The sequence below is a fragment of the Pseudomonas sp. W4I3 genome (genome assembly GCF_030816195.1).
GTDB lineage: Bacteria > Pseudomonadota > Gammaproteobacteria > Pseudomonadales > Pseudomonadaceae > Aquipseudomonas.
This window is the reverse complement of sequence record NZ_JAUSXS010000001.1, coordinates 4,067,089-4,090,627: the sequence shown is the minus strand read 5'-3', so window position 1 is coordinate 4,090,627 and position 23,539 is coordinate 4,067,089. Positions and strand designations below refer to the sequence as shown.

Here is a 23,539-nt window from a genome sequence, read left to right as displayed (position 1 = left end):
TTAACTGACCCACCGCTATCGGGAGCAAGCTCCCTCCCACAATTGGGTTTTCATTTATCTTGAGGTTTTTACAAATCCGGGCTTGAGGCCGAACACCTCGACGCCCTGCGGCGTCGATTGCCCGGTCGTCACCTTCACCCGCTCCACCGGCTGGTCCATCGCCGCCCGGTACTCGACGGTACTGTCGGCCCGGATCGCCTCGCTCGGTACCACGATCGCCTGCGCATTGCTGTACGTCACAATGGTCAACCGCGCGCTCATCCCCAGCCGCACACGCTGCAACTGCTGCGCGGTGAGTGTGGGGATTGCCAACGTTACTGGAAATTGCGCGCTGCCCTGGCTGTCGTTGGCGATGGCCAGGCCACTGACGACGCTGACCGACCCCGTCAGCCGCTCACCGTCGAACCCGTCTCCCATGACTTCCACGGCCTGGCCTTGATGCAGTTGGTTGATGTCCAGCTCAGAGACCTTGGCGACGATTTTCAAGCGTTCGATATTGGCCAGGCCGAACAGCACCTGGCCCTGGCTGACCTTGCTGCCGGCCTGGACCGGTACGTTGTTGTTGCCGCCGCCAGCGGAGGAGGTGCTGTTGCCGGGCGCGGGTACCACGATGCCGGAGAAGGGCGCCTTGACTTCCTTGCCCTCGAGCAGCGTGTGCAGCGCGTCATATTTCACCGTGGCGTTGGTCAGCTCCATATCGGCGATCTGCCGGTATTCGCCCTTGCCCTGGTCCAGCGCCTGTTGCAGTTCACTGCGCGCCGCTGCCAGGTCCAGCTGTTGCTGCTGGGTCTGTTGCTTGAGGTCATCGAGCTCGTTGCGCGGGATGATGCCGCGCTTGAACAGGTTTTCGCTTTCGGTGAGTTTGCGCTGGGTGTTACCGGCGCTCATTTCTGCGGTGCGCAGGCTGCGCCGGGCCCGGCTGACGGCGGCGCTGCTGTCCCAGTCCTGCATTTCCTGCACGGTGCGCCGGGCCTTGAGCTGGGCCGAGAGGGCCTCGCGCAGTTGCACTTCGAGCGTGGCCGGGTCCATGCGCAGCAGCACCTGGCCGGCCTCGACGCGCTGGCCTTGTTCGACCAGGTTGGCCAGTACATTGCCGTCGAATGGCGCGGTGAGCGTGACGGTGGTGTCGGGCTCGATCTTGCCCACCAGGCCGATCTGGTGCACCAGCGGGTCGGGCTTCACCGCCAGCCAGTGTTCACCGGCGCTGGCCGGGCCTTCAGCCGGGCTGCGTAAGGCCAGCCCCGCGCCAGCCACCAGCACGATCAACAGAGCACCCAGCAGGCGTTTGCGATTAGTAGTCATTGAGGGCGATTTCCCAGCTTTCCAGGGTCATGCCCAGCGTCAAGTCCAGCTGGGTCTGAGCGTTCAAATAAGCGATCAGCGCATTGAGCCGCGCGTTTTCGGCGTTGCGCAGGTCAGTCTCGAAGCTCAGCACCTGAAAGTTGGTGGAGCGCCCGGCGCTGAGTTTTTCCCGTTCGATCTCGATCTTGCGCCGCGACAGCTCCACGGCACGCTGGGAGATTTCGTATTGGCGCCAGCGGGTGCCGAGGTCGCGCACCACTTCGTTGACGTTGCGTTCCAGCTCCTGGCGGGCGTCGGTGATGCGGATCTCCTGGTCCTCGACATTCACCCGCGCGCGAATTTCGGCCTGGCGCGTGCTGATGTCACCGATGGGGATCTGCACCTGTACCCCGGCGTAGCTGTCCCAGGTACGGTTATTGGTACGGCCGTTGTCGCTGTCAAAGGCATCGCGCACCTGGTTTGCACCGGCCACCAGGTCCACTTGCCAACGCCCGGAGTCTTTGGCGATCACCAGGTTCAGGTCGGCTTGCTGGCTGCCCAGCAGGGCGGCGAGGTATTCCGGTTGCTGGGTTTGCGCCAGGTTGAACGCCTGGCGCCTGTCGATTTCCATGGGCCGGGCCTCCAGGGCTTCGGTGGCGCGAATCGGCGTGGACAGGTCCAGTGCCAGCAGGCGCAGGAGGGCAAGGCGACTGGTATCCAGTTGGTTCTGCGCTTCCTCCACGCCCAACTGCTGGGTGGCGATATCGGCCTCGGTCTGCACGATCTCGAACTCGGCCATGCGTCCGGCGCTGATCAATGCCCTGTTCACCTCCAGCAGCGTAGTGGAACGCTTGAGCGCTTCCTGCACGATCACTTGTTGCTCCTGGGCCCGCAGTAACTCGCGGTAGGTCGCGATGATCTGGCTGATGGTCTGCGCCACGGTGGCTTTGAGGTTGAGGCGGTTGGCCTGTTCCGCCAGGCGCGACAGGCGCAGCGGCGCCGTGGTGGCGTCCCAGCCGGCGCCGCGCATCAGCGGCTGGATGACGGCCAGGTCAAGCCCGTCGCTGCGGTAACGGCCGGCGCGGTTGGCGTTGTTCAGTTGCTGGGTCCAGGCCATGCTCAGACGGGTGCCGTACTCGCCGAGCAGGCTGGTGGACGGTGCCAGGTTGGCGTTGCGCGCGCTGTCCTGGGAGCCTCGGGTGCCGCGGTAGTAACTGTTGAGGGTGAGCTTGGGGTTGAACACGTCTTCGGCGACCCGCAGGTCGAACTTTTGCGCCACGCGCTGCAGGTAAGCGCTGCGGATCGCCGGGTTGTTGCGCAGGCCCAGGTACACCGCGTCGCCCAGGGTCAACGTTGTCGCCTGGGCGTTCAGCGATACGCCCCGGTCATAGCCGCTGCGGGTGGTGCTCGGCGCCGAAGGCTTGACGACCACGTCAGCCGCCATGGCGGGCAGGCCGATCAGCGCCAGCAGCAGTAGCCATCTATTCATCGCGCAGGGCCTCCACCGGTTGCAGGCGTGAGGCCGAGACCGCCGGGTAGATGCCAAAGAACAGCCCCACCAGCAACGTGCTGCCGACGCCCAGGGGCAGGGCGGCCACCGCCAGGGAAAAGGCCCAGCCCGACAGCCACGCGTAGAACCAGGCGGCGGTCATGCCCACTACCGCGCCGCACAGCGCGCCGACGGCGGTCAGGGTGACGGCTTCGAGCAGGAACAGGTTGCGGATATCCCGCTGGCGCGCGCCCAGGGCCATGCGAATGCCGATTTCGCGGCGACGCTGCGAAACGTTCATCAGCATCACATTCATCACCCCGACACCGCCGCCTATCAGCGAAATCGCGCCGAGGGCCAGCAGCAGATAGGCGAAGGTGCGGCTTTGGCGGGTCATGCCATCGATCATCTGCTGGGGCACGGTGATGTCGACATTGTGCTCGGTCAGTTGCGGTTGCAATGCAGCGGCGGCGTCCCGGGCCACGCGTTCCATGTCTTGCCCAGGCTGGGCCCGGATGATCACGTTGTTGATCTGCGGGCTGGCGAAGATGCGCCGCATGCCCTCGGCAGGCATGAACAGCGATTCATTGGCCTGCACCGGCATCAGCATGGCCCGGGGCTGGTTATGCAGGATGCCGACGATCAGGAACAGGTAGTCGTTGATGCGCACGCGATCACCCAGTTTGAGCGGATCGCCGGGTGCGCCGAGGGCCTGGGCGACCTGGTCGCCGATCACTCCATACGTTTCGCTGGCATCGAAGGCTGACAGCAATCGCCCCTCGCGCACCACCAGGCGCATGGCGGCCTGCACATCCGAGGTGCTGCCGACGAAGTTTGCATTGGCGGTGCGGCCATGGAACACAATGGGCCCGCTGAACAAGCTGAGCGCGCCGATATGGGCAATGCCTGGCACGCCCTGGCGCACCGAGCCCAGGTCGAGCTGGGTACGCATCGGGACGTTGCTGGTGCCTTTGGGCGGGAACTGGACGACCAGGGTGTCGGTGCCCATGTCCTTGAATATCATCGCGGCGTCGGTTGCGGCGTTATGGCCGATATTGATCAGCGCCACCACTGACGAACTGCCGATCACGATGCCCAGCAGGGCCAGCACCGAGCGTTTGCCCAGGGTGCGCAGGCTGATGAACGCTTCATGCAGCAGTTGGCTCAGGCTCTGCTCGACCCGCAGGCTCATGGGCGCAGGTCCTCGTGCACGACGCCGTTGCGCACCAGGATCTTGCGCTCCAGCCGCTCGGCGATCTGCGCGTCGTGGGTGACGATGATCAGCGTCACCTGTTGCTCGCGATTGAGCGCCAGCAACAGGTTCATGATGTCCTGTGCGGTGCTGCTGTCGAGGTTGCCGGTGGGCTCGTCGGCGAGGATCACCGAGGGCTTGCCGACCAATGCACGGGCAATGGCGACCCGTTGGCGCTGGCCACCGGAAAGGTCGGCGGGGCGATGGTGGGCACGCTCGGCCAGGCCGACCTGCTCAAGCATGCGCAAGGCCTGCTCCACCGATTCGTGACGAGACACGCCGCGATAGCTCAGGGGCAGTGCAACGTTGTCGAGGGCGCTGAGGCGCGGCAACAGGTTGAAACTCTGGAACACGAAACCGATCTGCTGGTTGCGCAGCGCCGCCAGTTCGTCGGGCGTGGCGTTGAAAATGTCGTGGCCGGCAAAGTGGTACTGGCCACAGTCGGGCAAATCCAGCAGGCCGAGGATATTGAGCAGGGTGCTTTTGCCGGAGCCGGATGCGCCGAGGATGCCGCAACTGTCGCCGCTGGCAATCGACAGGCACACATCATTCAGAATGGACAGGCGTTGCCCGGCAAGCTGATAGCTTTTGCCGATGCCCTGCAGGGAAACCAAGCTGTGGTGCGTGGGGGTCTCTGTCATCATGACTACGCCTGCAGTCTCGACGGTGCTGGGCTGCCCTGTAAATCTTTGTAACAACTTGGGGGGCTGCCGGTGCCCGTTACGGACTGGTTTTATTTCTTGTTTTTAAAAAATTGTTTGAATAGTAACCGCGTTCAAACGGCTTCGCCAGCGGTGGATTTAGAGCGGTTTGATGCGTTGAAATACTGTGTGCCCAGACTTTGCGGGGCGCGAAAACCAGTGTTGGCGGCCTTCGATGTTGCTGTAGCCAAAGGCTTTCAAGACTATGCCACCGTGTCATTGCTTGCTTTCGAACGAAGGCCCCGGTATAAAAAATCAAATAATTTTTTTAAACAATATTTCCCACCCGTGGAACCCTTATGGTCGCGAAGAAACTCAGCGCTCCAAACATCACCAAGACTCGACTGCTGGATGCGACAGAGGCTCTCTTCATCAAGTACGGATATGACGCGGTTTTATTACGGCAGATTACCGAGCGCGCCCAGGTCAACCTGGCTGCGGTGAACTATCACTTCGGGGACAAGGATTCCCTGATGAAAACCCTGCTGATGCAGCGCCTCGAACCGCTCAATGAGCAGCGCCTGGAGCTGCTGGCGCGCTGCGAGGCCGAAGCCAGCGGCCCGCTCGATTGCGATACGCTGCTGGGCGTACTGTTTGCCCCGGCCATGGGTCTGGAGCGCAGTGACCCAGCCAGTGGGGAAGGGCGTTCATTCATCCGGTTTCTCGGTCGTGTGTACAGCGACACCTCGCCGTTTATCCAGGAATACCTGAAGGTGCATTACCAACCGGTGTTCCAGCGCTTTTTCGAAGCCTTTGCCCTGGCGCTGCCGGATTTGCCGCGCAATGAATTGGGCGTTCGCCTGCAGTTTGCGCTCAAGGCGATTTCCGGGGTGATGGCGGGCACCGAGTTGCGCTTGCTGATGAATTCCATGAGCCTGGGCCGCCCGGCCACGGATGCCGAGGTGATGGCCAAGCTGATCACCCTGGTGTCGGCGGCCATTCGAGTACCACAGCAAAGCGCGGAGGCCGAAACAGCCTTGGCCAAAGTGCTGGAGACCCAGCGCGCCATTCGCGAACAGGCCACACGCTGACCCCAATCCCCAAACCCCTGTAGGAGCGAGCTTGCTCGCGAAAAACGTCAACGATAACGCGGGCATTCTGGTGAGTCGCGCCGTCATTACGTTCTTCGCGAGCAAGCTCGCTCCTACAAAGGCGGGGCGTTTTCCAGCGCAAAAAGCGGGCAAAAAAAAGCCCGCTGGGGCGGCGGGCTTGATATGCAACGTTTGTAACGGATGAGGCTTTACCTTACGTTCGCGGATGTGAATAAAGCGTGAAAAAAATGTAAGAAAAAGTGAGGAGCCGGAAATTTCCACGAGTGGGATTTCAGCCGTTCGTCGCCACTGTCAATCCTAACAGCTAGACGCTTCCTCCTTGCGGGTGTGTGATTTCCTCATTCGGCGTTCGTGCCCGAGTCACCATGCCAGGAGTACTTGCCATGTCTTCAGAACCCAATCTTCCTGCCCTCAACCCTGTATCTTCAGCCAGCCTTACCCTTGAACCGCCATATTTGAACCAAGGCGTATTGAATGTTTTGGGTGCTGAAGTAGGCGGAGGGATTCGTCATACCGAGAACTTCATGTATGTGAATATCCCGCGATGGAGCGTTGTGGAGGCGTTTGATATTTATGAGTTTTATATGGGCGATCCACGATTTCCCATGGCATCGGCCTCGGTGTTACCAGGACACGAGTATAGGCCTTACTATGAACTGGCGATCGCTCAAGAGCATGTACCTGAAGGTTTTTCATTTCCTTGTTTCAGCGTTGTCAGGCGTTCAGGGTCCGGTACATCCGAGGGTTCGGCTGAAGTTACCTGGTTTATCAAGGTTAATCGCCCTGGCGGTTCGGACATGGGCCACGAGATGTTCCACCCTGCCTTGAAGCTCAGTTTGCCCCCTGACCTGGCAGCGCCCGGGGCGATACTGGATCCTGATCGGGCCGCACTGGGAGTGCTTTGCACTATCGAGCCATACCCCAATATGCGAGTGCGCGATACGGTGGAGGGTTTCTGGGACGGGCGAGTGGTCAACCTCCGGTTGGATGATGATCATGTGAGCGGCGCCAAACCTATTGAAATTTTTTTCCCTCCGGAAATTGTTTTAATGAGCGCCAGTGGCAATGTAACCATCCGGTTTGGCCTGTTCGATGAGGTGCTCAATCGCTCAGGTCCGGACCGCCGATGGTCGCAAGCGGTTCACCTCGAAAGTGATCTTCAGGCCGGGCTACTTTCAAGGCCCTATTTCCTGCACGATCGCAAAGATATTTTTGATGTCAACTTCGATACTCAAGGCTCAGGGCGCTTTGAAGTTGAAGTTGTTACACCCCGCAACTTGCCCGATGGCAGAACGACTCCTCCGGGAACCCAGATTATCGTGAAGCTGAGTGGGGTCCGTGCTGATGGTACCTTGTTGGAGCTGCGATTACCGGCGTTTGCCGCTCTAATCGAACGCTCCGCCTATACGGATGTAAGCAGTGCCGTACTCAAGGAACTCATTAATGGGACGTTGAGGGTTTCCCATGAGTTACAGTTTCCCCTGGGGACCGTTCTGGCTAGCTCCCGCCGCGTGACCGTGACGATTTTTGGCGTCGTCTCGGTTATGCCTCCCGTCACCATTGTGCAAAATGAAGGTGGTTTGATCGACCCTGAGGCGCTCTTCATTACCGTTCAATTTCCCGACTATGTGCCTTATGGCCGTGACTACAACGTTACCTTGCGTTTGGAGGCCATCGCAGCAGGTGGCGGTGTGGTGTCCTTTGAGCAAACCCGATTGGCGGGCGATCCGCCGCCGCAACCACGCACCATACTGCGCGAGGATTTTGAACCCTTCATTGGCTTGGGAAATGTGAAAGTCTTCTACCGAGTCGATGATGGCGAGATAGAAGTAACGGATGTCGGGACACTGGCGGTCCGCGAGTCAGAACCGTTGACAGTAAGCTTTGGAGAGCGTGTGCCACAGCTGCCACCGGCTGAAATAGACCCTGTGGATGAAAATGGCAATATTGATCCAGACACTGTCTTCGGCAGTGTGAAAGTGACCTTGCCTTATTCCCAGACCATTCCAGGTGACAAAGTGACGTGGAGCTGGACAGGCACGGGAGGCCCCGGCGGTAGCACGGCAGGCTCATTCACGCTGAATGGAGGAACGGCCGGCAGGCCCCTGATATACGATGTAGACAAGACGTTTGTAGAAAATAACAACGATGGCGAGATACGTCTGCGTTACTACCTGGAACGTGACGACAGCGCTACGCTTTACTCCCATGAATTGGTAGTGAGTGTCGGTAAGGCAATGGGGACTCTGGTGGCCCCTGAGGTACTTGAAGCCACAAAAAATCCTGATCAACTCGCGCCGGAAGAGGCAGTCGAAGGCGCAACCATTCGCGTGGCGTTTGAGGAAATGGTACCTGCGGACCGGATCCGAGTTGAGTGGCGGGGGGTAGTGGATATTGGTACTTACGATGACACTAAGAACGGCGATGTAAGCAAGACGCTTGACTTCACCGTGCCAGCGGAGGTTATCGGCGCAAATATTGCCCCGTCGGGGCGTAACATCGAAGTGCAGTTCTTCCTGCTCCGGGGTAGTCGGGAGATACCTTCGCAAGTGCTCGACCTGAGGTTGTTAACGCTGACTGTCAAACCGGTGCCGTTGATAGACGGAATTGGCAACGTTCCGATACTGGAACTCTTTAACCTGGTCAATACAGCACGCACCCGAACCGCTCCGTGGCTATTCAGTCATCGTGAGCAGCGGGTATGGATGGAGTACAGAGGTGTTTTTGCCGATGGAAACCTGTTCTCCGATCGCACCTATACCGCAGACCGCCTGGGAGAGGTCGTCGGGCTTTCGCCCCCGGCTCCCGTCGACAAGCTTAAAGCCCTGAGGGATGACTCGATATTGACGATCACGGTCAGGGCGTCTTTTGACCGCAGTTTCAATGAAGGTAATGCCGTGACGATGGAGGTCAAGGAATACCTTGTTCAGGCGCTGCCGGGTACTTTGCCGCATCCGACCCTTGTAGGTGCTGATGGGGTAGGTTCGGTGATATCGGTAGACCCTTTATCCATTGAGCACAATCGGGAAGTTAAAGTCTCTTATGCGCCTATGAATCCAACCGATATGATCACGCTGCAGTGGGTCCAGCAAGATGGAGTGACACCTTATATCGCTCCAAAAAACGGTCTGGTCGGGGGGACGGTAGTTTTCCCTATCAGCACGGAGGTCCTGGCCCGGAGTGTGAAAAGCCAAGTGCAGTCAAGGTACTCGATTGTACGAAATAACACCACCATCGAGTCATACATCCAGACGGTCAACGTGGGCACTATTTCCTCAGCCCATTTACCTGCGCCCACGCTTAATGGTTTCGCCGGCGGCGTACTGGATCTTGTCCAGTTCACAGGCAACGCACTCGCTGGTATCAGTAAGTGGCCATTAAGCGCTGCAGGCACTTACGCGCAAAGGGTATGGCTGATCTGCACGAGCGAGGATGCCGAGCCGCTTTACGTATTGAGTAATCATGTCCTTACCGCTGCCGAACAGGCCAATGGCTTGTTGAATGTTCCGGTATCGCGGTTGTGGTTGCAAGCCTTGAAGTACAACAGCGCGGTAACGCTGACCTGCAAAGTGACTTACAACGGCAGTGCGTTGGAGTCCGCAGCTATCACTTTTCCTGTGGCGCATTTTACCGTGCGGCCTGGGTTACTGGATGAGACGAATGACTTCAATAGCTATGACTTGCAAGGGTGGAGCGCTATACACCCGTCGGTGGCAATTTCGGTCGCGCACTCGGGTTCTGAGTTTTACATTTTTACCGATCATAATGCCTACATGGGGTGTCAAAAGAGATTTGCCAATGCAGGGCCTGGCGACTACGAAGTGACCATCAGGTATCGCGTTAGTGCGCCGTCGTCCCGAAACTACGTTTATGCCAATGTGTCCTCTGTGTAAATACTTTGATGCAGTGGTGAGTGGCAACTGGACAAACACAACACAGTCGCCCCTTGTTTCCAACACTACAGGCGTGCTGTTTCTTATTAGTTTTGAAAGTGCACGAACGCAGATATCGTCGATTCGGGTGAGGCAAATATCCAGGTCTGGGTAATAGCGCACGAGAAGAAATCTGGATGGGGGCTCAGTTGTGCTCCCCGTCTAGGCGTGTTTTTTATTAGCAGGTGAGGCTGGGTATCGTTATGCGTCATAGCCATCCAGATATGCCGCTCGTCGTTACTGTCAACTGTAACAGCTAGACGCCGTTCTATGGCAGGCGTCTGATTCCCTTGTCCGGCGTCCTTTTTGGCGTCGTCACTAAAAGGAGCACTCCAATGTCCGGCGAAATTAATACACTTATCTGCACACAGGGTAATGTCCGGGCAGGTCTGGAACCACCCTATATTAATAACGCAATCCGAACGGTGGTCGGCGCTGATGTGGGGGCGGGTATTAACCAGTTGGCACACGGCCTTTATGTGATTTTCGAACGTTGGCCAATGACGAGCGTGGGCGATATATTCGAGTTTTACATGGGCGACGTTGTGCCTATTGCAATGGGAGAGGTGTTAGCGGGGCAATTGAACCAACCCCGCTTTTATCTGCAAATTCTGGATGAGATACCCACAGATTTTACCCGGCCTTGTTATGGCGTCGTCAGGCGGGCGGGTGGCGGCGATGTCGACACATCGATCGTGCAAACCTGGTTTATCCGAACCGACCGGCCGGGGGGGGTTGATACCGACCCCGGCGTGCCCTATCACACCGAACTTAAGTTCAGCCTTCCTTTGGATCTGCAGGGGCCCGATGCCGAGCTGACCACGGACCGGGCTAACCAGGGGGTGATTTGTACGATCAAGCCATATCCGAACATACGTATACGAGACAAAGTTGTTCTTGAATGGGATCAAAAGTCACCAATGGTCGAGTTGAAATTGGATGACGACCATTTGAACGGAAACAAACCGATTGAGGTCTTCGTTCCGCCGCACGTCATCCTTGAGGCGGGAAGTGGGCTTCTGGCAATTCGCTTCAGGGTATTTGATGAGGTGAACAACGGTTCCGGGCCGACCTACCCCTGGTCACAATCGACCCACCTCAAGAGTGACCTGGATCCGGCTTTGCTCGAGCGGCCCTACTTCCTGATAAACGGCGTGGATTATGCGGATGTGGACCTTGATACCCAAGGCGCCGGGCCCTTCGAGATTGAGGTTTTCACTCCCCAATTCCTTCCCGACGGCACCCGCACCCCCGTGGACACTCAAATCGTTGTGACATTTTCACCGACACGGGAACTCCCCCCCGTCGATGCACGTATTGGCCGTTCAACTTTTATTAGCGTCGATAAGGCTTTTGTCGAAGAGCTGCTTAACAGCTCTACCAATATTACCTACTCACTCCAGTTCCCTTTGGGTAACGATATTGGGCGTTCCCGTCAACTGAGGCTCACGGTGACGGGCACTGCCTCGAACCTGCCACCCGTGCGCGTTGTGCAGTCCCAGGGCGGCGTGATTGATCCGCAGGAACCGTTCATCAGGGTGGAGTTCCCCGATTACGAACCTTATGACGCCAGCTACAACGTGACGTTGGTGATTGAGGATGAAACCGGTCAGGTCGACGCGTTTGAGCAGAATCGTCTCGCCGGTCCACCGCCGCCGCCAACGCGCTTTCGGATCGTGACCGACGCGGAGTACGAGCCTTTCGTCGGCCGAAGCAACGTCAGCGTTTACTACCGCGTGGATGATGGCAAACCCGGTATCACTGAACCGTCCGCCGTTCGTGAATCCGTTCGCTTACCCGTGCAATTTGGCACTGTCTTTCCTGATCTTCTTGCACCGCTGATCGCCATGACCGATGAACATGACAACCTGGACCCTGCGGTGCTGATTGGGCGGGCGACGGTCACTTTGCCTTATGTCATGACACTGGTTGGCGATAAAGTCACCTGGACTTGGATAGGCTCAGGAACCGGCGGCAGCACAGGGGGGGAGATCACCCTTAATAGCGGAACGGCGGGCCGTCCCCTGGAGTTTGATGTTGACAGGACGTATGTCGATAAAAACCTCTCCGGTGAGATTCGCCTGAGCTATTTCATCGAGCGCGAGGGGAGCCCGATATTACGTTCCGCAATACTGCGCGTGACGGTGGGACCAGGACTGGGCGAATTGCTCAGGCCGGAAGTGTGGGAGGCTTCGCGAAACCCTGATGAGCTTGCACCTGAAGCGGTAACCGCCGGGGCAACTATCGTGGTCAGCTACCTGCGGATGCTCCCAACCGATCAGATTCGGGCGCGATGGAAAGGCCTGCCGGGCATCGGCAGCTTCAGTGAAATAAAAAACGGTAACTCTCAGGGGCGTGTCGAATTTCTAGTACCTGCCGAGGTGGTAGGGGTCAATATCCATCGCCTCGGACGTGATGTTTCAGTGCAATACGATGTGCTGCGCGGAGGGCGTGAAACGCCGTCGCCGGTCTTGTCACTTCTTTTACTGCCCATCGTGCATTTGCCGACGCCCATATTGGATATTGCCGGTGAAAATCAGGTGCTGGAGCTATTCAAACTCGATGGTCTCGAGCGCACGCGCATGAATACCTGGCCATTCGTGCATGCCTTGCAATACATGTGGCTTGAGTACATGGGGACTTTCAGGGACGGGTCAAGCTACTTCGAGGCCCGTTATGACGGCAATCTGGTGGGCGAGGAAGTAGCCACCAACGGTGTTTCTGTCGCGGCCCCGGTGGACAAGTTACTTGATCTGCTGGATGGGTCGGACCTGAGTATTTTGTTTTATGCCAACTTCGGACGGAACCCGGATCGGGAGTCAGCGGTGTTATTCGGTGTCCGAAATTACTTGATTCAGGAGTTACCGCAAGAATTGCCCTATCCCACGGTGGTCTATGCAGTGGGCTCCGACTCTCTGGTAACGCTGGATTCGCTGAATGCACAGAATGGCGGGCAAATCATCGTCGCCTATACCCCTATGTCAACCCAGCATCAGATCACATTGGTATTGGAGGGGACCGAGGGGGCAGGGTCGTTCACAATCACATTGCCGGGCGAGGTCGATGGAAGTGTAGCGTTCGCCGTGCCTGCCAGCGTGATAGCCGCCAATATCGGGAATGGCACCACCCGTTTCACCGTTCAATACCACGTGGCAACGGGAGCCGGAGACAGTATTCCATCGGGCGTGGTGACTGTCATGCTGACACCCCTGACAGCCGCCCACCGGCCTCCGGTGATCATCAATCAAGCCGATCCCGTTACCAAGGTCCTGGAACTGAGTCGTGTGATCAGTGGGGCGATGGTGCGTGCCTCTACATGGCCGTTCATTGCCGCGCATCAACCGGTCTACCTGAAACTTAAGGGCACCCGGGCTGATGGGCAACCTCACAACTATCAAGTCTGGGCTCTTGAAAGTGATGTTGTGACGCAGCAATGGGTGACGAATGGTTTCTTTGAGGCCGCTGTTCCAGCGAGTTATTTCAAAGACCTGAAACACGGCAGCACCTTGACCACTGTGTTCAGAGTCTCACTGGCATCCAGCCCGGCGTTTGACCGTGAGGTCATCGATTTTCAGCAGGAGGTCTACAGCGTTTCTGATGTGACGGAGCGTCCTGTGATCATTTATGCACGCGATGACCGAGATAATCTGATCGTGGATGGTGGCTATACTGTGGCCGTTGCCGTGACGCTCAGCGGCACCGCTGCGCCCGGTCGTGATGTGGATATCTTTGACGGCTCTGTCCGCAAGGGAACAGCTAGGGCTGACAATAACGGTGTCTGGCAATTGCGGTTGACGGGGCTGTCCCAGGGACTTCGTCGTTTTACCGCTAGGGCGCTCTATGGGGACTTACCGATCTCGGCCCAATATTCAATGACTATCCTCAACAGTGTGACCCCCACTATTGCTGTCTTTGACTCAAAGGGCGAAGTTACCCATAACGGAACGACCTTTGATACTCAGGTGACGCTCAGAGGTGTCGCAACGCCTCGTCTTAAAGTGCAGTTATATGAAGACGGTAGCCCATCGGTAGTGTTGCCTGTCAATCTGACAGGCGAGTGGTCATTGATCAGGAGTAACTTGGCGCAGCGAACCTATTCGTTCAAAGTCCGGGCGCTGTATGACAATCTTGAATCCACAACCCGATCCTTTACCGTGGACCGTACCGTGCCGTTCAGCTTTAACACGACAACGGTGGTGCGCGATCAGCGTTTGTATTTGTGGGCGGGCCTGGGTACCAATCCAGCCTTCCGACCTCAACACAATCTGGATACGTTTCAGCATCGTGCCAGTGGTGGGCGCGAACCTTATACCTATGCGTCAAGCAACCCTGCCTGTGCGGTAGTAGACAGCACTGGCGCAGTAGTTATTCGAAATAACGGCAGTACGCGCATTACCTGTCGTGATGCTCAGGGTACCACCTTGGGTTATGACGTACAGGTAAGAAACGTGGCGTTTTTCCGCGACTACGGCGGCGGCGGCGGATATAAGGAGTGCTTGAAGCAGGCGGCCAGTCGTGGGGGAAGATTGCCGAGTCTGAATGAGTTGAGGGGGATCTATGCTCAGCATGGCGGTTCAGGCCGCTGGCAAGGGCAGGCCCACAACTTATTCTGGTCAACCGACAGTTCCGGATTTCTTGCCAGATGGGGGAAAAGTATATACAACGGCGGCGAAGCCAGCATGTCGGAACTGGGCAACCGTTTGACGATGGTAATGTTTTGAGTTAATGCGCGGTCCTGGGAATATCCGCATTTCGGGTATTCCTGGGGGCGACGGAGGCAGGATATTCGAATCGTATTGAAACTTTCGCCACTGGAGTGGCGAAAGTTAATTTAATGCGCGGAATTATAATTAAACTTCATTCGCATTTTTGAGTGGCGTTATTAAATATTTTTCCATTAGGGCATGTGAAAATGGTTTTCAGCCATCGTCCGTGAGCGGTATTATAAATGCAGTGATAGTATTTCCCCGGCGTATTGCTCGCAAAATAACCGTTTACTGAACAGGGGGGGTCGGGCGGTATTGATGGGTCATTTGTTCCCTGGGGCTCAGGGTAAGTCCACTGTTCGTCCTGCGTGGTGCAAGCGCTGGTCAACACCGCAAGTCCAATGAGAAATACGAATTTCGGCATGTTGTTTTTTAGGTGTCTAACATTAAGTGAGCGCATGGCGTTATCCTTTAGAGGGAGATGCCCGAATATTTGGCTATTAAAAGATTTTATTGTCTACTGTCATAACTAACAGGTAGGCCGGGTTCTCGGATGGAAGGTAGGCCACCCACCGATCGTTGATCGATGTGCTATCAAATTTTCCAACGCCCGGCACTTTTGGCCAATCTGCTGCGCATCACTTCTACATTCGCGGCCAATTGCAACGTCAACAATCGGTAGCCATCCAATCCGTTATGTACCGGTGTATCCAGCATTCTGACGTTCGACGCAGCACTACCCGGCCTCTCCAACCGCTGCGTCACCCCCGATTTCAACGCCCGCGCCATCCCCACCAACTGCACCCGAATCTGCCGGTGCTCAACCTTCAACACCTCCTGCATCTGTGCCATCGCTTGCTCATCCCGAGGATCCGGGCGGGTATTGCCCAAAATCTCCAGAGTGCTGATGCACATGCGCAAGTGCCGCTGGATCGCGTCCAGTTCGGTCATGGAGATCCGCACTTCCTTGGACACCGACGGCATCAGCGAGCGCAGTTGCAGCATCGCCGCGTTCAAGCGGTTGAGCAGCTTGAGGTGTTCATCGTCAGTTACCGATTGACCCTTGATGATCCGACTATAGATTTGCGCGCAATCGCGTAACGCACTGGCCAGGTTGTAGCGCCACGAGTACACCGCGTACAGCGGCAGGGCGAAGGAAAACGCCAGGGCCAGCGCGATGCCGATCAGAATATCGACCGTGCGCCATAAGCCATCCGAGATCGGGTTGTCGCCGTGGCCCGCCACGATAAACACCGTGATCGCCGACAGCAGCGCGATGTAACCGCCTTTGCCGATGGCGTGATAGGAAAAGAACCCGCACACCACCGACATCAACAGATAGGTCAGCAGCGGCAGGCCAAAGTACGCCTGTTGCACCACCAGCAGCAAACCGACGCTGGCGCCGATCAAGGTGCCGTAGGCGCGTTCCACGGCTTTCTTGCCGATGTTGCCGTGGTGCTGCAAGCCACCGATCACGATCAGCATGGTCACCGAAGCCCATTCTCCATGGGGCAGATTGAGGCCGGTGGTCAGCAGGATCGTCGCCAGCAAACCGACCGACACGCGCGCGGCGTGGATCAGCTTGGCGTGGCGAAAGCGGCGGTACGGGTCGAGCAGGGGCCGCAGCAGGCGCCGGGCAAATACAGGCAAGTGCACGTTAATCAACGGCGAACCGTCCTTTAGAAAATGTAATCGGTGGTCAAGAAGCTGGAGTCGCGGTTGCGCAGAATCTCGCTGATCAACGCTTTATTGCTCTCCTGGAACTTGGTCGCCACCAAGGTGCGGATCGAGAACACGCGCAGGGCGTCATGTACCGACAACGTACCCTCGGCCGAGTTCTTACGCCCGTTGAAGGGGAAGGTATCTGGCCCGCGTTGGCACTGGGCATTGATATTGATCCGGCCGACCTGGTTGGCGAAGGTGTCCACCAGCCGTCCGATTTCCACGGCGTTGGTGCCGAACAGGCTCAATTGCTGACCGAAGTCCGAGTCCAGCACGTAGTCGATTACTTTTTCCAGGTCCCGGTAAGGCACGATCGGCACCACCGGGCCGAACTGCTCCTCGTGGTACACGCGCATCTGCGGGTTCACCGGGTACAGCACCGCCGGGTAGAAGAACGAACCGCGGCTTTCACCGCCGTGTTCATTCACCACCTTGGCGCCGTGTTGAGCGGCATCGGCCACCAGCCCGTTGAGGTAGTCCACCTTGCCTACTTCGGGCAGCGGCGTCAGCGCGACACCGTCCTCCCACGGCATGCCGGGTTTGAGCGTGGCGAGCTTGCGGTTGAATTTCTCGATAAAACTGGCGACCACATCCTCATGGACGAAGAGGATTTTCAACGCGGTGCAACGCTGGCCATTGAACGACAACGAGCCGGTGAGCGCTTCGCTGACCGCATTGTCGAGGTCGACCTCGGGCAGCACGATGCCGGGGTTTTTCGCGTCCAGGCCCAATGCGGCGCGCAGGCGGTGTGGTTTTGGATGGAGTTTCTTAAGGTCGCTGGCAGCCTTGTTGGTGCCGATAAACGCAAAGATATCGATCTTGCCGCTGGCCATCAGCGCGCTGACGGTTTCGCGCCCGCTGCCGTAGATCACGTTGATCACCCCGGCCGGGAAACTGTCGCGGAACGCTTCCAGCAGCGGGCGAATCAGCAGCACGCCAAGCTTGGCCGGCTTGAAGACCACGGTGTTACCCATGATCAGCGCCGGGATCAGCGTGGTGAAGGTCTCGTTCAGTGGATAGTTGTACGGGCCCATGCACAGCGCCACGCCCATCGGCACGCGGCGGATTTGCCCCAGGGTGTCCTGCTCCAGCTCGAAACGGCTGCTGCGCCGGTCGAGTTCCTTGAGGGCGTTGATGGTGTCGGTGATGTAATCACAGGTGCGGTCGAACTCTTTCTGCGAGTCCTTGAGGTTCTTGCCGATCTCCCACATCAGCAGCTTGACCACCCCCTCGCGCTGTTCGCGCATGCGCCGCAGGAAGGCTTCCACATGCAGGATGCGGTCAGCCACTCGCATGGTCGGCCATTCGCCCTGACCCCTGTCGTACGCGCGCACGGCGGCGTCGAGGGCGGTGAGGGCGGTCTCGGCGTCGAGCAGCGGTGTGCTGCCGATGTGTACGCGTTCGTCGCCAACTTGCACCGGGCTTTGAATACGCGCTAATGGGCCATTCCACACCCGCAACTGGCCGTCGACCAGGTAATCACGCTGTTCAATCGGCTCGCCCAGGCGAAAGGCCTCGGGAATATCGGCGGTGGAGGTGGGAAACAGCTGGGCGAGCAGGTTACTGGTGGTCATGTCGCTACCCCTGGAATAGTTGCAAAACATGACTAGAGAGTCACCCATACACGGGCTCTGTGGCAAGGCTTGCGCGCTTTGCACTGCGCATTGCGGGCGCTTCGGGATAAACTGCGCGGCTTTCTTGAAGGAGTTCACATGAGTCAGTACCAGCCGGGCATTCTTGCCGCACCGGTGCCGTTGCAGGCACGCCATCTGTTTTTTGCCATTGAGTCCCCGGGCGCCTTGCCCGCTGCGCTGGACGCGCTGGTGCAACTGACGGATTCAGCGGCGGTGGTCGGTTTCGGTGAGCCGCTGGTAAAGGCGCTGGGTGCCGACATCGCTGGGTTGCGGGCCTTCCCTGCGGTCAGCGGCACGGGCGCACACAACCCGTCGACCCAGCAGGCGTTGTGGGTATGGCTGCATGGTGTGGACCGTGGTGAATTGCTGCTGCGTAGCCGCTCGTTTGAAAAAGCGCTGGCGCCGGCGTTGCGCCTGGTACAGATGACCGAAGGTTTTCGCTACAAGACCGGATTCGACCTGACCGACTACGAAGACGGCACCGAAAACCCCCACGACGATGCCGCCGTGGAAGCCGCGCTGACCGACAGCGGCGCCAGCTTCGCTGCTATCCAGCAATGGCAGCACGATCTTGACGGTTTCGCCGCGTTACCTGCCCAGGAGCGTGACCACATCATCGGTCGTCGGCATGGCGACAACGAAGAAATCGATGACGCCCCCGAATTTGCCCACACCAAGCGCACCGCCCAGGAAAGCTTCACCCCCGAAGCCTTCGTGGTGCGTCGTTCAATGCCCTGGGCCGAAAACGGTCAGGCGGGGCTGATGTTTCTGGCATTCGGGCACTCCTTCGACGCGTTCGAGGCGCAGTTGCGGCGCATGAGCGGGTTGGAAGATGGGATTGTCGATGGCTTGTATCGCATCAGCACACCGTTGACGGGAGGCTATTACTGGTGCCCGCCGCTTAAGGACGGGCGCCTGGACCTGGGCTTGGTTTTTGAAGCGCCGCAGCGCTGAAAAGGCGGGGTTTGCCTTGAACGGTCATTGCCTTGCTCGCTTTTGCAGAGAGCCTAACCGAGCACTTTCACCTTGCCGCTGTGCAGCTTGTACACGCCGCCGACGATCAACAGTGTTCCCGCCGCGACCGCATCGGCCAGCAGGCTTGATTCAGCCATCAGTCGCGCCATGGTGTCGGTGACATTTTGTGCGATGGCATTTTCCAGCAGATCGCCGGGCGCTTTCAATACCTTGTTCACCGAGGGTTTGAAGGTGTCGGCCAAGCCCTGAATCTTGCCGGGAAACCGGGCGTTATCCTTGACGGCCTTGACCCCCGCCGCGACGGCGCCGCACTGGTCGTGCCCCAATACCATGATCAAGGGAGTGCCCAATACGGCCACGGCATATTCGAGGCTTGCAAGCCCGCTATCGGTGACGAAATTGCCCGCGACCCGAACCGCGAAGAGGTCACCGCGGGCGGTGTCGAAAGCGTACTCGGGAGCGATCCGCGAATCGGCGCAACTTAACACCGCGACAAACGGATTTTGCCCGCCCACCAACACTTCGCGTTCGCTCATAAAGTCATGACGCTTGGTCACGCCGTCGGCGTAACGCTGGTTGCCGTCCATCAGTCGCTGAAAGGCAAGCTGTGGGCTGAGGTCGTTGGCGGGCTTGGGCAGACCCGCGGGCGTCGGGGCTGCGTGCGCCAGGGAGGGCATTGCGCCGGCAAGCAGGGTTGCGCCTGCACTGACGGCAGCCAGCTGCAGGAAGTTTCGTCGGTCTTTCATAGAGGGGTGGCGATCGCACATAGGCAAGGTTCTCAGGCGCGTTTAGAAAAGAAGGTGCCTAGCGTGGGAATGATCGCCTTGAAAGGATGTAAGAATTTTCTTTTTTTCAGTAAGTTATTTTTTTTAGCCCAGACGTCGTCCGGCCTTATGCACTTTTCAGACTGTCCAGCCAGGCCGGATCCAACCGGGTTTGTGCGATATCGATGCCCAGTGCCTGCATTTTCGCCCTATGGGCGTCTATCTCACCGGCCAATTGCGCCTGCGCGCTGGAATTGGCGTCCAGAGCGTGCATCTGCGTCAGCCCCAGGTGGTAGAAGCGCAACAGCTTGATGGCTGCCGGGTCGTTGGCCTGCACCCGCTCGCTGACCTTGTGCATCACATTGGTCACGCTCATCAGGCTGCGCTTGAGCTGCCAGCCGTATACCGCCGCTGCCATCCACGGCTGAGTCCAGAAGGGGCCACGCACCAGGGCGACGGTGATCAACACCCCGGCAAACACACCGCCGACATTGAAGCGAAAGTTGTCGCCGCCCGGTTCACCGAACAGCATCACCGCCAGGCTCGACAACAACATGGCCAGGGCCAGGAACACCACGGCGATGATCAACGTGCTGCGGCGGGTCTGCTGCCGGTAGACGGCGGGATCACAGGGTTTGAGCTCGAACATGCGGGTCAGGTCTCCGGAGCGGGGAGGCATCTTCTCATGCTTGAAGCAATCAAGTTGAACGATGGCCACCGGTGGTTCCTCTAAATCCGTGAAGTCTCCATGAGGTCACGATCATGTCCGAACACAAGCAACCGCCGCCTGGCACGCCCGATCCCAATCGCACCCCCGGTGAAGAGGAGCGCGATAACGATGCACTGCGCCCTAACGATCCGGCGGAGCGTCAGGACAACGACGACGTGGAGCGGGTCGAACAAGACCTGGAAAATCTCCACGACAAAGCCCGTCCGCTGTAAGCAAGGAGGTGTTTATGAGTAGTTCCCCGAATGGCCCGCGTTCCGATGAACATGCCAGCGGCAAGGAAGAGTTGGGGTTCGATCCCGACTCGCCCGACGTGGCCGACCCGCAGGTCGACCCCATCGGCCCGGCCATCGCACCGCTGGACAAGCAAAAGCAGTCGGAAAAAAAGCCGCCTTACGATCCGCTGGGCGACTTGAAGAAATGAACTAGGCCCCGCACGGATGCGGGGCTGTGTTTATTTTGGTGGGTTCCAGCTGACGTCAGTAATGCCGAACTTTTCCGCCCAGGGCCGGGTGGTCTTTTTCACCTGCTCGTGCCCCACGCGACCAATGCGGCTGACGTGCGCAATGTCGGCATCGACGGCTGCCCAGTGCCAGGCCTCGGTACTGTTCATCACATCGGCGCGCACCACAAAAGACTTGGGTTTACCGTGCAGCTGATAGTGGATGGTGTAGATTTTAGCGGTACTCATGTTGCCTCCCTGTCTTGTTATAGATGGATAGGCAGGCGCGGCCAAAGGTTCATTCAAAATGACAATTCGCGCCGGTCCACGGCATAGTGTTGCCTTCGTACTGCGCCGAAGGAGCGCGCCATGACCTCGCTCACCCATAGCCGCGTGTACCTGCAACGCCTTGGCTACGACGCGCCGCCGCCGCCCACGCTGCAAACCTTGCGCGACCTGCAACTGCGCCATGTGTGCACCTTTGCCTTTGAAAGCCTGTCGACCCTGCTGCGGATGCCGGTGCCGATCGACCTGCCCAGTGTCGAGCAAAAAGTATTGCTCGATGGGCGCGGAGGTTATTGCTACGAATTGAACCAGCTGTTCCTCGCGCTGTTGCTGGAGCTGGGGTTTGACGCGCGTGGTATCACCGGATGGGTGGTCATGGGCGGCCCGCCGGATGCACGCACCGCGCGCACCCACCGCCTGAGCCTGGTGACCCTGGATAGCGTGCGTTACATCAGCGATGTCGGCTTTGGCGGCATGGTGCCCAGCAGCCCATTGCGGCTGGACAGCGACGCGCCCCAAGCCACCGCCCATGAACCCTACCGGCTGACATTGAAGGAGGGTCACTACACGCTCTGGGCCCAGGTCGCCCAGGCGTGGCGCGGCTTGTACGTGTTCGATCTGCAGCTGCAAACCGACATCGATTATGAAGTCGGCAACTGGTACGTCTCTACGAACCCCCACTCACCGTTCGTGGGGCAACTGAAAGCGGCGCTATTGGCCCCGGGTAAGCGCCATACCCTGGCCAACGCCCACTATGCGACTCATTATCTGGATCGGCCCAGCGAAAAGCGCGCGATCGAAAGCGCCGACCAAATGTTGGCGTTGCTGCGCGACACCTTTGCCATTCGCCTACCGGATCATCCGCAGTTACATGCGGCACTTGAAGGCTTGGTCCTGGCCCAAAGCCAAGAGTATTGACCTAGAGCCTTCGCTGAACCGTTTTTTCTCTGTTTTGGTGCAAATCCGTTCGAACTTTTTGCAAACGCCAAGGTTCGAACCGGTTCCTGAATACTTTGCCCACTCAAAAAATGGAGATGTAAAACGATGTCCAAACTATTCGGAAAATTCCTCAAGAGCACTTCGTTGTTGGCCCTGGTAGCGGCGCCAACCGTGGTGTTCGCTGCACCGTCCACCGACCCTATTTCCACCTTCGGTATCCTGGGCAGCTATAACGACTTCAAACTCGAAGGCGGTAGCGAAAGCGACAAGGACCACATGCCCGAGGCGGGGCTGTTCTACAACTTCGGCAACAAGCTCACCGCCGAATCGGGCTTCATCTACCAGGCCGGTATCGAAGCCAAGTACGGCGAGAAAAGCGATAACAAGCTCAAGGAAGGCCAGGCCGATCTCGACCTCGGCTGGCGCGCCGCGCTGGATGCGCGCAACTTCGTCGACGTGATCGTCGGCGGTGGCTACACCTGGACCCGTTACGAGCCGGACACCAATGGCTATGACATGAAGCTCACCAACAAGTCGCCGTTCGCCAAGGCGGCCCTGGGTTATAACCACCAGTTCGATGACATGACCCTGCGCGTTGAAGCCGGTGCCCGTCACACCATCGATGGCCGCGCCAAGCTCAAGGTAGACGGCATCGGCAGCGACAGCGTGGATCTCAAGGACCGCACCAACCCGTACGCCGAAGTGAGCCTGCTGATGAACCAGAAGGGCAACATGCCGGTGATGGCGGGCCTTTACTACACTCGCACCGAATACAAGCTTGATGACGACTCTTATGTCGCTGAAAACACCAAGCTCAAGCGTGATGAATACGGCTTCAAGGTCGGTATCGCGTTCTAAGGCACTGCCCAGGATGTGGGGGGCCAACCCCCACATTTCCTATCGGGCATCTCTCAGCTTAATGCAGCGAGTTGCGCCACGGTTTCCGGAAAGCGCGCCACCAAGCGGATCAGGGTGACGGCCTGGGCGTTGGGTTTTGCTCGTCCTTGCTCCCAATTCTCCAGGGTGCGGGTGTTGGTACGCAGATACATGGCAAATACCGACCTCGAAAGATTGAGTTGCTGACGTACTGCAATCACTTCGTCGGCAGTCAGTGGCGCCAGTTTGTTGAGGTGGACCTTGTGGGTGCGCAGGGTGATCTTGCCCTGACGTTCGTCCGCCAGGGCGTCGAAGCCCTCGACCAGTTCGGAAAAGATTTCACGTTTCATTATGTGCTCTCGCTTTGATTTCCCTGTCCAGCATGTGTTTAAGGGCTTTCTTGTGTTGGGGTGTCAGGTCGCTCTGTTCGTGTTTGCCATACAAGGTGAATAACCAGAATTGCGTGTCGCCTGACCACCAGTAGTAAATGACCCGCAGGCCACCGCGCTTGCCTTTGTTTCGTCGCTCATCGACGAAGCGAACCTTGCGTAACCCTCCCGTTCCTTCGATCACATCTCCCGCTTCCGGGTTTTTCATCAGTTCTTGTTGAAAACCCTGGAAAAGCTCGTCACTCAGATAGTCCCTGCGATGCCGTTCGAATGCCGGCAGTTCGATAAATAGAGCATCCATGTTCTGTACGTAGCCTGCGTATAGTTTGGTGGCCCACCCGCAACGGGTCAAGTGACCTTGCTGTGGGAACTT

General features: G+C 58.2%; 21 protein-coding genes. 9 read left to right on the top strand and 12 right to left on the bottom strand.

The window, feature by feature from the left end; translation table 11 throughout:
- Positions 1 to 54 precede the first annotated feature (54 nt).
- The 4 genes from QF045_RS18500 to QF045_RS18485 are packed head-to-tail and all read right to left on the bottom strand — an operon-like array spanning position 55 to position 4,666.
- Entirely contained in the window at positions 55 to 1,302 is a 1,248-nt protein-coding gene (locus tag QF045_RS18500) for an efflux RND transporter periplasmic adaptor subunit (RefSeq protein WP_306493488.1), read from the bottom strand.
- On the bottom strand, positions 1,292 to 2,770 hold the full coding sequence (locus tag QF045_RS18495) for a TolC family protein (protein ID WP_306493487.1): 1,479 nt from the start codon (positions 2,768 to 2,770) through the stop codon (positions 1,292 to 1,294). The genes QF045_RS18500 and QF045_RS18495 overlap by 11 nt, the downstream gene beginning before the upstream one ends.
- Complete coding sequence (locus QF045_RS18490) at positions 2,763 to 3,962, bottom strand: ABC transporter permease (RefSeq protein WP_306493486.1); 1,200 nt, start codon at positions 3,960 to 3,962, stop codon at positions 2,763 to 2,765. The genes QF045_RS18495 and QF045_RS18490 overlap by 8 nt, the downstream gene beginning before the upstream one ends.
- Entirely contained in the window at positions 3,959 to 4,666 is a 708-nt protein-coding gene (locus QF045_RS18485) for an ABC transporter ATP-binding protein (protein ID WP_306493485.1), read from the bottom strand. Before QF045_RS18485 ends, QF045_RS18490 begins: the two co-directional genes overlap by 4 nt.
- A 356-nt stretch (positions 4,667 to 5,022) precedes the next feature.
- On the opposite strand from QF045_RS18485, the gene QF045_RS18480 reads away from it, so the two are divergent.
- From QF045_RS18480 to QF045_RS18465, 4 genes are all read left to right on the top strand, one after another.
- Positions 5,023 to 5,754, top strand: coding sequence for a TetR/AcrR family transcriptional regulator (locus tag QF045_RS18480; protein WP_306493484.1), 732 nt, complete (start codon positions 5,023 to 5,025; stop codon positions 5,752 to 5,754).
- A 31-nt stretch (positions 5,755 to 5,785) separates the two neighbouring features.
- Entirely contained in the window at positions 5,786 to 5,959 is a 174-nt protein-coding gene (locus tag QF045_RS18475) for a hypothetical protein (RefSeq protein WP_306493483.1), read from the top strand.
- Between the two features lie 199 nt (positions 5,960 to 6,158).
- Positions 6,159 to 9,668, top strand: coding sequence for a hypothetical protein (locus QF045_RS18470; protein ID WP_306493482.1), 3,510 nt, complete (start codon positions 6,159 to 6,161; stop codon positions 9,666 to 9,668).
- Positions 9,669 to 10,042: 374 nt separating this feature from the next.
- Entirely contained in the window at positions 10,043 to 14,428 is a 4,386-nt protein-coding gene (locus QF045_RS18465) for a hypothetical protein (RefSeq protein ID WP_306493481.1), read from the top strand.
- 136 nt (positions 14,429 to 14,564) lie between these two features.
- On the opposite strand, the gene QF045_RS27790 is transcribed toward QF045_RS18465, so the two are convergent.
- The 3 genes from QF045_RS27790 to QF045_RS18455 all read right to left on the bottom strand — a co-directional run bounded on the left by QF045_RS27790 (position 14,565) and on the right by QF045_RS18455 (position 17,709).
- Positions 14,565 to 14,837, bottom strand: coding sequence for a chitin binding peritrophin-A domain-containing protein (locus tag QF045_RS27790; RefSeq protein WP_373424489.1), 273 nt, complete (start codon positions 14,835 to 14,837; stop codon positions 14,565 to 14,567).
- Positions 14,838 to 15,007: 170 nt separating this feature from the next.
- On the bottom strand, positions 15,008 to 16,069 hold the full coding sequence (locus QF045_RS18460; RefSeq protein WP_306494920.1) for an FUSC family protein: 1,062 nt from the start codon (positions 16,067 to 16,069) through the stop codon (positions 15,008 to 15,010).
- A gap of 23 nt (positions 16,070 to 16,092) precedes the next feature.
- Positions 16,093 to 17,709 carry an NADP-dependent glyceraldehyde-3-phosphate dehydrogenase gene (locus tag QF045_RS18455; protein ID WP_306493480.1) on the bottom strand — a complete coding sequence of 539 codons (1,617 nt, stop codon included), beginning with the start codon at positions 17,707 to 17,709 and terminating at the stop codon, positions 16,093 to 16,095.
- A gap of 138 nt (positions 17,710 to 17,847) precedes the next feature.
- Between QF045_RS18455 and QF045_RS18450 the strand changes: the two genes are divergently transcribed.
- Entirely contained in the window at positions 17,848 to 18,723 is an 876-nt protein-coding gene (locus tag QF045_RS18450; RefSeq protein WP_306493479.1) for a Dyp-type peroxidase, read from the top strand.
- A 53-nt stretch (positions 18,724 to 18,776) separates the two neighbouring features.
- Here QF045_RS18450 and QF045_RS18445 read toward each other — a convergent pair whose 3' ends face one another.
- Both QF045_RS18445 and QF045_RS18440 read right to left on the bottom strand, forming a co-directional pair.
- Positions 18,777 to 19,490: a carbonic anhydrase gene (locus tag QF045_RS18445; protein WP_306493478.1), complete on the bottom strand. Its 714-nt coding sequence runs from the start codon at positions 19,488 to 19,490 to the stop codon at positions 18,777 to 18,779.
- Positions 19,491 to 19,635: 145 nt separating this feature from the next.
- Entirely contained in the window at positions 19,636 to 20,157 is a 522-nt protein-coding gene (locus tag QF045_RS18440) for a DUF3087 family protein (RefSeq protein WP_306494919.1), read from the bottom strand.
- Positions 20,158 to 20,270: 113 nt separating this feature from the next.
- Here QF045_RS18440 and QF045_RS18435 point away from each other — a divergent pair, with 113 nt between their 5' ends.
- Together QF045_RS18435 and QF045_RS18430 are read left to right on the top strand one after the other, a co-directional pair.
- On the top strand, positions 20,271 to 20,450 hold the full coding sequence (locus QF045_RS18435) for a hypothetical protein (RefSeq protein ID WP_124388995.1): 180 nt from the start codon (positions 20,271 to 20,273) through the stop codon (positions 20,448 to 20,450).
- 14 nt (positions 20,451 to 20,464) lie between these two features.
- Positions 20,465 to 20,659, top strand: coding sequence for a DUF6021 family protein (locus QF045_RS18430; protein ID WP_306493477.1), 195 nt, complete (start codon positions 20,465 to 20,467; stop codon positions 20,657 to 20,659).
- A gap of 30 nt (positions 20,660 to 20,689) precedes the next feature.
- Here the strand turns inward: QF045_RS18430 and QF045_RS18425 are convergent, their stop codons facing one another.
- On the bottom strand, positions 20,690 to 20,926 hold the full coding sequence (locus tag QF045_RS18425; protein ID WP_306493476.1) for a DUF6555 family protein: 237 nt from the start codon (positions 20,924 to 20,926) through the stop codon (positions 20,690 to 20,692).
- Positions 20,927 to 21,046: 120 nt separating this feature from the next.
- Between QF045_RS18425 and QF045_RS18420 the strand changes: the two genes are divergently transcribed.
- Together QF045_RS18420 and QF045_RS18415 are read left to right on the top strand one after the other, a co-directional pair.
- Positions 21,047 to 21,880 (top strand): arylamine N-acetyltransferase, encoded by an 834-nt coding sequence (locus tag QF045_RS18420; protein ID WP_306493475.1) that lies wholly within the window; start codon positions 21,047 to 21,049, stop codon positions 21,878 to 21,880.
- Between the two features lie 126 nt (positions 21,881 to 22,006).
- The gene (locus QF045_RS18415) at positions 22,007 to 22,759 is read left to right on the top strand and encodes an outer membrane beta-barrel protein (RefSeq protein WP_306493474.1); all 753 of its coding nucleotides are present in this window, start codon (positions 22,007 to 22,009) and stop codon (positions 22,757 to 22,759) included.
- Between the two features lie 53 nt (positions 22,760 to 22,812).
- Here QF045_RS18415 and QF045_RS18410 read toward each other — a convergent pair whose 3' ends face one another.
- Both QF045_RS18410 and QF045_RS18405 read right to left on the bottom strand, forming a co-directional pair.
- Complete coding sequence (locus tag QF045_RS18410) at positions 22,813 to 23,127, bottom strand: DNA-binding transcriptional regulator (RefSeq protein ID WP_306493473.1); 315 nt, start codon at positions 23,125 to 23,127, stop codon at positions 22,813 to 22,815.
- On the bottom strand, positions 23,117 to 23,467 hold the full coding sequence (locus QF045_RS18405; RefSeq protein ID WP_306493472.1) for a toxin: 351 nt from the start codon (positions 23,465 to 23,467) through the stop codon (positions 23,117 to 23,119). Before QF045_RS18405 ends, QF045_RS18410 begins: the two co-directional genes overlap by 11 nt.
- Positions 23,468 to 23,539 lie beyond the last annotated feature (72 nt).

Excerpts from the sequence above, each read along its gene's own strand:
- QF045_RS18500 (WP_306493488.1), bottom strand. The coding sequence starts at position 1,302 with ATGACTACTAATCGCAAACGCCTGCTGGGTGCTCTGTTGATCGTGCTG.
- QF045_RS18495 (WP_306493487.1), bottom strand. The coding sequence starts at position 2,770 with ATGAATAGATGGCTACTGCTGCTGGCGCTGATCGGCCTGCCCGCCATG.
- QF045_RS18490 (WP_306493486.1), bottom strand. The coding sequence starts at position 3,962 with ATGAGCCTGCGGGTCGAGCAGAGCCTGAGCCAACTGCTGCATGAAGCG.
- QF045_RS18485 (WP_306493485.1), bottom strand. The coding sequence starts at position 4,666 with ATGATGACAGAGACCCCCACGCACCACAGCTTGGTTTCCCTGCAGGGC.
- QF045_RS18480 (WP_306493484.1), top strand. The coding sequence starts at position 5,023 with ATGGTCGCGAAGAAACTCAGCGCTCCAAACATCACCAAGACTCGACTG.
- QF045_RS18470 (WP_306493482.1), top strand. The coding sequence starts at position 6,159 with ATGTCTTCAGAACCCAATCTTCCTGCCCTCAACCCTGTATCTTCAGCC.
- QF045_RS18465 (WP_306493481.1), top strand. The coding sequence starts at position 10,043 with ATGTCCGGCGAAATTAATACACTTATCTGCACACAGGGTAATGTCCGG.
- QF045_RS27790 (WP_373424489.1), bottom strand. The coding sequence starts at position 14,837 with ATGCCGAAATTCGTATTTCTCATTGGACTTGCGGTGTTGACCAGCGCT.
- QF045_RS18455 (WP_306493480.1), bottom strand. The coding sequence starts at position 17,709 with ATGACCACCAGTAACCTGCTCGCCCAGCTGTTTCCCACCTCCACCGCC.
- QF045_RS18450 (WP_306493479.1), top strand. The coding sequence starts at position 17,848 with ATGAGTCAGTACCAGCCGGGCATTCTTGCCGCACCGGTGCCGTTGCAG.
- QF045_RS18445 (WP_306493478.1), bottom strand. The coding sequence starts at position 19,490 with ATGAAAGACCGACGAAACTTCCTGCAGCTGGCTGCCGTCAGTGCAGGC.
- QF045_RS18440 (WP_306494919.1), bottom strand. The coding sequence starts at position 20,157 with ATGTTCGAGCTCAAACCCTGTGATCCCGCCGTCTACCGGCAGCAGACC.
- QF045_RS18435 (WP_124388995.1), top strand. The coding sequence starts at position 20,271 with ATGTCCGAACACAAGCAACCGCCGCCTGGCACGCCCGATCCCAATCGC.
- QF045_RS18430 (WP_306493477.1), top strand. The coding sequence starts at position 20,465 with ATGAGTAGTTCCCCGAATGGCCCGCGTTCCGATGAACATGCCAGCGGC.
- QF045_RS18425 (WP_306493476.1), bottom strand. The coding sequence starts at position 20,926 with ATGAGTACCGCTAAAATCTACACCATCCACTATCAGCTGCACGGTAAA.
- QF045_RS18420 (WP_306493475.1), top strand. The coding sequence starts at position 21,047 with ATGACCTCGCTCACCCATAGCCGCGTGTACCTGCAACGCCTTGGCTAC.
- QF045_RS18415 (WP_306493474.1), top strand. The coding sequence starts at position 22,007 with ATGTCCAAACTATTCGGAAAATTCCTCAAGAGCACTTCGTTGTTGGCC.
- QF045_RS18410 (WP_306493473.1), bottom strand. The coding sequence starts at position 23,127 with ATGAAACGTGAAATCTTTTCCGAACTGGTCGAGGGCTTCGACGCCCTG.
- QF045_RS18405 (WP_306493472.1), bottom strand. The coding sequence starts at position 23,467 with ATGGATGCTCTATTTATCGAACTGCCGGCATTCGAACGGCATCGCAGG.